Below are 10504 nucleotides of genomic sequence, written 5' to 3' on the forward strand. Positions count from 1 at the left end.
TTACGACATTACTACACTCTCAAACAATTCTTTTCTTACTTTTTCATCCTCTGTTATCGCCTTCCATGGATCCTTAATAACAGATAATGCATCATCCAAACGTTTATTTAATTCTTGACGTTTTCCCTTATCATCAAGAACTGTTCGAACATGGGTCAAACCAACACGTTCAATCCATGCAGAAGTACGTTCTAAATAGTTTGCTGTTTCACGGTAATATTGAAGGTACGCACCTGTAATTTCCATCGCCTCTTCTGATGTTTTCACGGTGTATAGTAAATCTCCCCCGCGTACATGTGTTCCGCCGTTCCCACCGATATAAAGTTCCCAGCCCCCGTCAATTCCAATAAACCCAATATCTTTAAACCCCGACTCCGCACAGCTTCTCGGACAAGCAGAAACAGCCATTTTCACCTTATGAGGTGTTTGCAGTCCTTCAAATTTCTTCTCAAGGTCGATTCCCAGACCCATGGAATCTTGGGTTCCAAAACGGCAGAACTGTTCACCGACACATGTTTTCACTGTACGTAGTGATTTTCCGTAGGCAGATCCTGACGGCATATCTAAATCAGTCCACACTTTTGGCAAGTCTTCCTTTTTTACCCCGAGTAAGTCAATCCGTTGTCCACCTGTTAGTTTTACTAAAGGTATTTCATATTTATCTACCACGTCAGCAATCCGTCGTAGGTCTTGTGAATTCGTTACACCACCGTACATTCGAGGTACAACAGAATATGTTCCATCCTTTTGTATATTGGCATGCATCCGCTCATTGACAAACCGAGACTCTCTTTCGTCTGTATATTCAATCGGATTGACCATCCCTAAATAGTAATTCAAAGCAGGGCGGCATTTTGAACAACCTTCCTCAGTACTCCACCCAAGAACATTCATCACTTCTTTGATATGGGTCAAACCTTTGGTTTTAATCTCTTCCACTATTTCATCTTTCGAAAAATGAGTGCAGCTGCAAATCGCTTCTTTCTGTAAAGTGCCGTCATACGCTGACCCAAGTGTATGTTGTAACACTTCTGCAACAAGCGGCTTACATCCCCCGCAAGACCGAGAAGCACTGGTACAAGCTTTGATTTCATCAACCGATGAACAACCCTGATTCTGTATCGCTTGGATAATCGTTCCTTTGGTTACACCATTACATCCGCAAATAATGTCCTCCTCACTCATAGAAGCTACTAAACTGCTTCCAAAGTCATCATTAAGAGGCTGTAAAAGTGATACCTTCGTGGTAAAGGAAACATCTGTTTGCTTTTGAATCATCGAAAATAGGCGATTTCCATCACTGCTATCACCAAACAGTACGGCGCCAACAATTTTATTGTCTTGAATCACGATCTTCTTATAAATGCTGTCATTTCCATCAAAGACTTTAATGGCTTCCTTTCCTTCACCTTCCATAAAATCTCCGGCAGAGAATACCTCGACCCCAGAAACCTTCAATTGTGTAGACAAAACGGAGCCATGATAGCCATTGGTCTTCGCTCCGCAAATGTGATGAGCTAATACTTTTCCTTGTTCAAACAATGGTGCTACAAGACCGTATACCGATCCGTTGTGTTCGGCACATTCCCCTACAGCGTAAATATTAGGAACACTCGTTTGTAGGAAATCATTCACGACAATACCGCGATTAATAGCAATACCACTTACTTTGGCCAATTCGATATTTGGCTTAATACCAACAGCCATCACGACTAAGTCTGCATCAAGGACCGTTCCATCGCCAAACCTTAAACCTTCTACGCGGTCGTCTCCAACAATTTCTTGCGTTTGTTTTTCTAATAAAAACTTCATTCCTTGTTTTTCTAATTCCGACTGTAATAGTTTCCCTGCCTGTGGATCTAATTGTCTTTCCATCAAATAAGGGGCGAGATGGATAACAGAAACATCCATTCCTAGGTTTAAAAGTCCTCTGGCTGCTTCGAGCCCAAGTAATCCGCCTCCAATCACGGCCGCTTTTTTATACTTCCTCGAGGTCTCAAGCATCACTTCGGTATCCTTTATATCACGAAAAGCTGTTACACCTATCTTTTCAGCTCCTGGAATCGGAAGGATAAATGGGAGTGACCCTGATGCTATGATCAGTTCATCATACGGTTCGATTCTTCCTAAGTCGGTTACAACGACTTTCTTCATCGGATCCACTTTGATCACTGTTTCACTTTTAAACAACTGAATGTTGTTTTCTAAGTACCAATCCCAGTCATTAAGCGTAATGTCTTTTACCTCTGTATCACCTTGTAAAACCTTTGAAAGCAGTATTCTATTATAATTCGGATGTGGTTCGCTTCCGAATATGGTAATCTCAAATAACTCATTAGATAGTTTTAAAATCTCTTCAATGGCTTTAACTCCAGCCATTCCATTACCTACAAGAACCAACTTTTTCTTATTCACGTTAGGTTTCCTCCCTTAGAATGTTTCTTAAACTATAGCACAGTACACTCAATAACTAACTCAATGTGTAAGGTCTTCTAACATAGAAATTTTAATTTAAGAAATCCTTAACTGGACTTACCTTTACAACACTGACTTTAAATCCAGGCATTTTACAGACAGGATCCAATTCTTTTGAAACAAGGAGATTAATATTTTGTGAGTCGGCCCAGTGGAAGGGAACGAAAATGGTATCATGGCGAATTGTTTCCGACCATTTGCTTCTAACCACAACACTTCCTCTTCTTGATTCGATTTTCACTAATGATTGATCTTGGATTTGAAATTTTAATGCGGTTGCTGGGTGAATTTCCATAAATGGTTCTACATTCCTTGCCGCTAAGGCTGGACTTTTTCTTGTTTGCACTCCTGTTAGGTAATGTGACATGACTCTTCCTGTTGTTAAATAGAGTGGAAACTCTTCAGATAATTGTTCTTTTGGAACCTCAGGAATATTCGGAACAACCACCATCGCTGCCTTTCCATCTGAATGGGCAAAGGATGTCTCAAACACTCTTTTCGTCCCGCCATGGTCAGGAGCTGGGCAGGGCCATAATATTCCGCCTTCCTTCCTCAGACGTTCATAGGTTATTCCAAAATAATCAGCGTTCCCGCCACGGCTTGCCATTCTTAATTCGGAAAAAATTTCCTCTGCAGATGAAAAGGAAAAATACTTTTCTTTTCCAAGTACACGGGCAATTTCACAAATGATTTGCCAATCATGCTTCACTTCTCCTGGACAAGGATAGCTTGCTTCCCGTAATGTTACCCGTCCTTCTATATTCGTCATTGTTCCTTCATCTTCTAGATAAGAAGAAGCTGGCAATATTAAATCAGCTAATCTCGCTGTTTCTGAAACAAACAGATCCACAGCGACAAAGAATTTTAATTTTTTAATGGCCTCTTTGACAAAGTGGGCATTTGGATTGGAGACAATCGGATTGGAACACATCAGAAACAAGCCTTGAATTTCACCTTCATGGATTTTCTCGATCATTTCATAGGCAGAAACACCTTTATGTGGTAGGTCGTCCTTGTTAACTCCCCAAACACTGGCCACATATTCTCGGTGTTCTTCGTTCTCAATCGACCGATATCCAGGAAGCTGGTCTGCTTTTTGGCCATGCTCTCGCGCCCCTTGGCCATTTCCCTGTCCTGTAATCGCCCCATAACCACAGCCCGGTTTGCCGATTTTTCCTGTAGAAAGCAAAATATTTAGTAAATTACGGACAGTCATCGAGCCATTTGTGTGCTGTTCTACCCCTCTCGCTGTAAATATCATTCCTGTTTCTTCTTTACCAAACCTTACTGCGGCTTTGCGAATGAGTTCAATTGGAACGCCAGTTATCTCTTCAATTTCTTCTAAATTAAGGGATAATACATACTCTCTAACTTCTTCAAATCCGTTCACACGTTCTTGAATAAAGTCCTTATCAACATAATTTTCTTCAATGATAACTTTCAATATCCCATTAGCTAACACAGCATCAGTCCCCGGTTTAGGTTTTAAATGCAAGTCTGCTATTTTCGTTGTTGCTGTTTCACGAGGGTCGATTGCGATAATATAGGCACCATTTTCTTTTGCTCTTTCAAAATAAGGCATAATCGTTGGCTGACATTCAGCAATATTCGTCCCGGCTAATATAATGCAACGAGCCGATGGAATTTCTGCCAAGCTGTTCGTGAATCCTCGGTCCAACCCAAAGGTTTGACTCGCCGCTGAAGCAGCCGCAGACATACAAAGACGTCCATTATAATCAATGTATTTTGTTTTTAATGCAACCCGGGCAAATTTACCCAATAAGTAAGCTTCTTCATTTGTGATCGACGCGCTCCCATAAACTGCTAAGGCATTCAGTCCAGATTCTGCTTGGATTTTAGTAAAGTTTTCTTTAATTTTATTCAAGGCCGTCTCCCAAGAAACACGAACAAATTCTCCATTTACTTTTAATAATGGATATTTCAAACGATCCTTATGAAAAGCATGTTGATGCGCGTTCATACCCTTTATACATAAACGCCCCTCTGAGGTTGGATTCTCTTTACCGATGGTTATATACTTTTTTCTCGTAACAATCGATTGTTCAATCAATTGCATTTTACATTGCATACTGCAGTATGGACATTGAGACTCGTATTTTTTTTCTGATTTCACTTCTTGTTCCTTTGTACGAAAATACTTTAAAAATGCTTCCGTCAAAATAGCTCACCCTTTTCTCACTTTTTTCATAATGTTAACTTTAACGAACGTTCCTTACAGGACAGTTGATGACCTAGAACTTTTTACTAAAAGCTTTTTGCGTAAGAAACGATCTTTCTCTAACCGCAGCAATAATTGCTGGCGATGTTCTAAGTCAAACAGAATTTCGCGCACATGCACTAAACCCACTCTTTCGATCCATTGCCATGTACGTTCAAGGAAATTGGCCGTTTCGCGGTAATATTGAATAAAGGCACAAATAATTTCGATCACATCATGATTCAATGATTCAAGGCATAATAACTCGCCTGCGCGTACATTACGTCCACTGCTGCCACCGACATAAATTTCCCAGCCAAGGCTAGTTCCAATCACTCCGATATCTTTCGTAGTCGAACCTGCACCATTATGCATACAAGCAGATATGCCCATTTTGACACGGTAGGGTGTGGTGAGAAATTCCAATTTTTTTTCAAGACTGACAGCCAGTTGAATCGATGATTGCTTGTCACATTGGCAAATATGCTCGCCGATACTTGTTTTAATATTTTGAACCATATTTCCATGAGTGGAACTAACATCCATGTTCAAATCAGCCCAAACATCTGCCAGGTCCTCTTTCTTTACCCCCATCAAATGAATTCTTTGTTCACTAGTTACCGCAACATTTGAGATGTTATATTTCTCCGCAACATCGGCAATTGTTCGCAATTGCTCTGCTGTCGTTTTTCCGCCGTACATCTGTGGGACAACGGTGTAAGTACCATCGTGTTGAACAATTGCATTCATTTGTTCGGATACAAAAAGTGATTCCTGTCGGCTCTCATACTCCGGATAGATCATTCCTAAATAATAGGCTAAGGCAGGACGACAGGTAGAACACCCTTCCTTATTTCCCCAATCAAGCACATCCATTACTTCTTGTACCGTAGTGCAGCTTTGCAATTGCATCTCATAAACCACTTCATCCTCTGTTAATGATGTGCAAGGGCACATCGATTTTTGTTCAATGACCTCATCAAATTCATCGCTCTGGATATAGGAAAGAAGATCAGATACTAACGGTTTACAGCCGCCGCACGAGCTGGACGCCTTGGTGCACTTTTTTACTTGTTCCACGGTAGTTAAATCATTTTTTAGAACCGCTTCAATAATGGCCCCTTTCGGCACTCCGTTACAATTGCAGATCATTTCACTATGTGCCATAGAAGCGATGGAATCTCCGCCACCACTTGAAGATTGAAACAAAGTAACTTTCTCTACGTCCGCCACATCTTGTTTTTTCGTGATCATATCTAGCAATCTTGTACGATCCCTTGTATCACCAAATAAAACGGCGCCAACTATTTTAGAATCTTCAAAGACAAGCTTTTTATAAGTACCATCTAACTCATCATAAATTTCAATTGATTTAAGACTTTCATCAGAGGCAAACTGACCAACTGAAAACACATCCACACCCGATATTTTTAATTGAGTGGAAAGAATAGTTCCTTCGTATCCTTTAGATTCCAAGCCGCAAATACGTTTGGCTAAAATCTTCCCTTGGTCATAAAGAGGTTTCACCAATCCATAGACAATTCCTCGATGCTCCACACATTCACCAACAGCGTAAATATTCGGTATATTCGTTTCCATATAATCATTAACGAGGATGGCTCGGTTAGTTTCGATTCCGCTTTCCTTTGCTAACTGTATATTGGGTCTTACCCCTACTGCCATTACAACCAAATCAGCTTCTGCTTCGGTACCGTCCTTAAATGACACTCCTTCCACGCGTTTGCTTCCCAAGATCTCCTTTGTTTCTTTTTCAAAAAGAAAATGAAATCCTTGCTTTTCTAACTCTGTTTGCAACAGTTTCGCTGCGGTTTCATCCAGTTGTCTTTCCATTAAATTTAGGCAATTATGCACCACGGTTACTTCCATATCAAGATTGAGCAGACCTTTGGCAGCTTCTAAACCTAAGACTCCACCGCCAATCACTACCGCTTTTTTATAATGCTTCGCTGTTTCAATCATTTTCTGACAATCTTCCATGGTTCGAAATGTGATGACTCCTTCTTTATCAACACCTGGCAGCGGCAGCTGAAATGGAACAGAGCCTGTTGCGATTATTAGTCGGTCATAAGGAACCTCCTGATTTTTATCCGTCTTAACAAGTTGTTCTTCCGTATCAATTTTTATCACCGTTTCTCCAGTAAACAGTTTGATGTTCTGTTGGTTATACCAATCACGATCATTGATTGTAATATCTTTAAACGATGTACCACCCTGCAAGACGGCCGATAATTGGATCCGATTATAGTTAGGGTGTGGTTCGCTTCCGAAAATCGTAATCTCAAAGGAATGAGGTGAATGCTTTAAAATCTCCTCAATGCTCCGCACCCCTGCCATTCCATTACCTATCAGTACGAGTTTTTGCTTATCCATTCTAAAAGCCTCCGTATGTTCGATATTTGGGTAACTGAAACCATAAATATCCCCTATTATTCCATAAAACTCATCAAAAGAAATTCAGTGTGTAACATTTTCTGACACAATAAGTTTCGTGTTAGAGTTCCTTACACGCTATGAGACATCTCCTGTTTCAATACGTTATTGTTTAACAAAGCAAGGGAAACACAAATACCAACAATGTTAAGGAGGGAAAGTGATGAAAAACAATATCGGTTTATTTTCATTCTTGGTTTTACTAGTAAGGGTCATGTTTTCAAAAGATAGCTGTTTTGAATGGTAATAAAAGTAAAAATGTATTTTGGTAGTTAACTATGATACAAATAGAAGGGAGAACAACAATATGAGGTTATCAGATCTAAAAAAAAGCGGGCATGCGCCATCATTAGCAGCGTCATTTTTATATTTTGATGTTAGTTTCATGATTTGGGTGATTTTGGGGGCACTAGGGGTTTATATAACAAAGGATTTTGGACTATCTCCCGCTCAGAAGGGTTTCATCGTAGCTGTTCCAATCCTAAGCGGATCGTTTTTCCGGCTCATCCTTGGAGTTATGACGGATCGTATTGGTCCGCGAAAAACAGCAATAAGCGGAATGCTCGTAACCATCATCCCGCTTGCTTGGGGCTGGTTATTCGGACAGACGTTAACCGAACTTTACTTGATAGGAATTCTACTCGGAGTAGCAGGAGCAAGTTTTGCAGCAGCTATACCTATGGCAAGCAGATGGTACCCGCCGCATTTACAAGGACTTGCAATGGGAATTGCAGGAGCTGGAAACAGCGGAACACTTTTTGCTACGTTATTTGGCCCGCGTCTTGCAGAAAATATTGGCTGGCATAATGTAATGGGATTAGCTATTATTCCTCTTATTATTGTATTTATCTTGTATATTCTACTTGCAAAGGATGCACCATCACAACCAGCTGCAAAACCGGTGGTTGAATATTTGAAAGTATTTAAACAAAAAGACACATGGTTTTTTTGTTTGCTTTATAGTGTCACCTTCGGAGGATTTGTCGGTTTGTCCAGTTTCTTAAGCATCTTTTTTGTGGATCAATACGATTTATCAAAAGTAAGAGCAGGCGATTTTGTCACTCTTTGCGTGGCTGCAGGAAGCTTTTTCCGTCCTGTTGGTGGTTTCATAGCCGATAAAATCGGCGGCGTTCGCCTTCTGACCTTTTTATTTATCGGGGTCGCGCTCAGTATGTTCGGCGTGAGCCAGCTTCCATCTTTGGCTATTGTGACAACCTTATTGTTTTTCGGAATGCTCTGCCTGGGAATGGGTAATGGAGCAGTCTTTCAATTAGTTCCACAGCGCTTCCAAGAAGAAATTGGGATGATTACCGGGATTGTCGGAGCAGCAGGCGGGGTTGGCGGATTTTTTGTACCAAATATACTTGGATCACTTAAGGAAATTACCGGAACGTACGGATCTGGATTTATCGTTTATACAGGGGTTGGAATCACGGCATTAATCGTATTGCTTATTGCGCAAATGTCATGGAGAAAAACCTGGTCACCAAAAGAAGCCTCAATTAAAAATTAGAGATAATTTTTTATGGAAGGCCACTAAAAGGTAAGAAAAAGAAGCAGAACCTGAAGAAGGCTATTCTTGAACCTAACGGGGTCCTAGAATAGCCTTCTTCAATTTATCTGCTTTTTTGCATAGGATTCCTTCTTCAATCTTCTAAAATCTAGGTTGTGGGGTACCGCTTGTAAGATGCGCATCAAACATATCAATAATTTCAAGAAATCTATCAGCCTCACGAAAAACATGGTCTGCTAATAGTGGATGGATGATACTCTTTATTTTACATTGCTCAATTAAATCACGTGCCGTTTTCTTGAAGTCACGTAGAGAGGAGACCGACACACGATTCTGATCCAGGAATTGATCTAAAAGAGGAACGGTTTGAGATTGTGGTTTCATAGATTCTAAGTCTCTTGCTTGATACATCAATTGATCAAAGTCATTGCTGAAATTTTGGGCGATATCAATTAACTTCCTTTCAGATGGATCCAGTAGATGACCTATAAATTTAGCATGGTCTGCCATAATTCTTAGGAAGAAGACATTTTCTTTTATGATGGCATCAGGAAGGGGTTTTAATTTACCTTCATTTAATTCTATTAATCGTTTTCTAAAATAATTAGCTTCTCTACTTATATGATCAACTAGCAGTGGAAAATTATTTGCCCCCGGCAATTTACATGTAAGTATTAATCCAAGTACTTTTCGTTTATATACAAAAATATTGGTTGCAGCTTGTTGTACTTCCGAATTAAATCTTCTTATTTGTTCAGGATCAGCTTGATTGGAAGTGGAATGTGCAGTTTGTTCGATACGTTCAAACAATTGATAAAATTGATTAGCCTCTTGGATTAGTTGAGTATCCTCTGCTCTAAAACCTAATCGAAGAAATAAAGAATGCTCTTTCATGATCCTAGACCAAAAACGTATTTCATTTAACGATCGCTCAACAAACATTCCGGATGTAACACCTGTATCAGGATGTTGTAAGTTTTCATCCCCATTCATTCAAAAACCCCCCAGTAAATACTTCATTCGTTCTATTCTTATTAATAAATTCATATAAATATACCCAAATAAGAGTTTCAAAAGGTTCCCCTTTCTAAAATAAATAAGAAATAACAAAAGAAAAGACGTGTGAAATCACACGTCATCAGGCTGTCGAGAAACTTTCGACAGCCTCTTATTTTCTACAATAACTTTAACCATTCACCGCGTTAATTTATTATAATATTATTAATATATAGGCTTTGCAACATGTCTGTTGATTTGCGCTTCAGGCACTTCGCTTTCCGCGGGCGTGCCTCCTCGGCGCTGAAGCGCCTGCGGGGTCTCCCCTGCCCCGTACTCCCGCAGGAGTCTACGTGCCTTCCGCGGAAATCAACAGGCCCATTAGCAGGTACAATGAATAATTAAATGCTGAGAATAAAAAATTGCCGAGAAAAATACTCTTTCTCGACAATCTGAACAGTTTAAACTGTCGTTTTTCTTTTGCTTTAATTATTGTCCTTGTGCTCCATTTGGGGTAACTCTCCGTACGTGATTATCCTCAAAGTTGTTTTTCCGAAGTGCATCCACTTTGTCGTTTAAGAGTTTCTTTTGATCAACTTCTGATGAAGGTGTCTGTTTATCTTTTGACATCTAAAAAACCTCCCTTTTTAATTCTAACCCTCTTTTATTTTGCTTATATTATTGAAAACTAATCAATCTTAATTGAAGTAATACTTACCAATACGCTTTTACTCTATTTACCGTTTATGGCTTTTTCCTCCTCTTCGGGCACTAAAGACCTTCAACATCAAACCTGACTATCCTACAATTTTTTGAAACGCAAAAAGACAACCATTACTGGTTGTCTTCAA

Annotated in this window: 6 protein-coding genes; 1 reads left to right on the forward strand and 5 read right to left on the reverse strand. The window is 39.9% G+C overall.

All coding sequences use genetic code 11. The features are described from left to right. From nirB (ACSU6B_RS24825) to nirB (ACSU6B_RS24835), 3 genes are all read right to left on the reverse strand, one after another. On the reverse strand, positions 1 to 2415 hold the full coding sequence (nirB, locus tag ACSU6B_RS24825; RefSeq protein ID WP_410889002.1) for a nitrite reductase large subunit NirB: 2415 nt from the start codon (positions 2413 to 2415) through the stop codon (positions 1 to 3). 91 nt (positions 2416 to 2506) lie between these two features. Beyond that, the gene (gene nasC / locus ACSU6B_RS24830; RefSeq protein ID WP_410889004.1) at positions 2507 to 4654 is read right to left on the reverse strand and encodes an assimilatory nitrate reductase catalytic subunit NasC; all 2148 of its coding nucleotides are present in this window, start codon (positions 4652 to 4654) and stop codon (positions 2507 to 2509) included. 54 nt (positions 4655 to 4708) lie between these two features. Next, positions 4709 to 7084 (reverse strand): nitrite reductase large subunit NirB, encoded by a 2376-nt coding sequence (nirB, locus tag ACSU6B_RS24835; RefSeq protein WP_410889006.1) that lies wholly within the window; start codon positions 7082 to 7084, stop codon positions 4709 to 4711. A gap of 367 nt (positions 7085 to 7451) precedes the next feature. On the opposite strand from nirB (ACSU6B_RS24835), the gene ACSU6B_RS24840 reads away from it, so the two are divergent. After that, complete coding sequence (locus ACSU6B_RS24840) at positions 7452 to 8657, forward strand: MFS transporter (RefSeq protein ID WP_410889007.1); 1206 nt, start codon at positions 7452 to 7454, stop codon at positions 8655 to 8657. Between the two features lie 141 nt (positions 8658 to 8798). Here the strand turns inward: ACSU6B_RS24840 and ACSU6B_RS24845 are convergent, their stop codons facing one another. Both ACSU6B_RS24845 and ACSU6B_RS24850 read right to left on the reverse strand, forming a co-directional pair. Then, on the reverse strand, positions 8799 to 9650 hold the full coding sequence (locus tag ACSU6B_RS24845; protein WP_410889009.1) for a DUF2935 domain-containing protein: 852 nt from the start codon (positions 9648 to 9650) through the stop codon (positions 8799 to 8801). Between the two features lie 492 nt (positions 9651 to 10142). Next, entirely contained in the window at positions 10143 to 10283 is a 141-nt protein-coding gene (locus ACSU6B_RS24850) for a hypothetical protein (RefSeq protein WP_410889010.1), read from the reverse strand. Between the last annotated feature and the right edge of the window lie 221 nt (positions 10284 to 10504).

The organism is Neobacillus sp. C211 (genome assembly GCF_051842875.1).
In the GTDB taxonomy this organism is placed as follows: domain Bacteria; phylum Bacillota; class Bacilli; order Bacillales; family Cytobacillaceae; genus Neobacillus.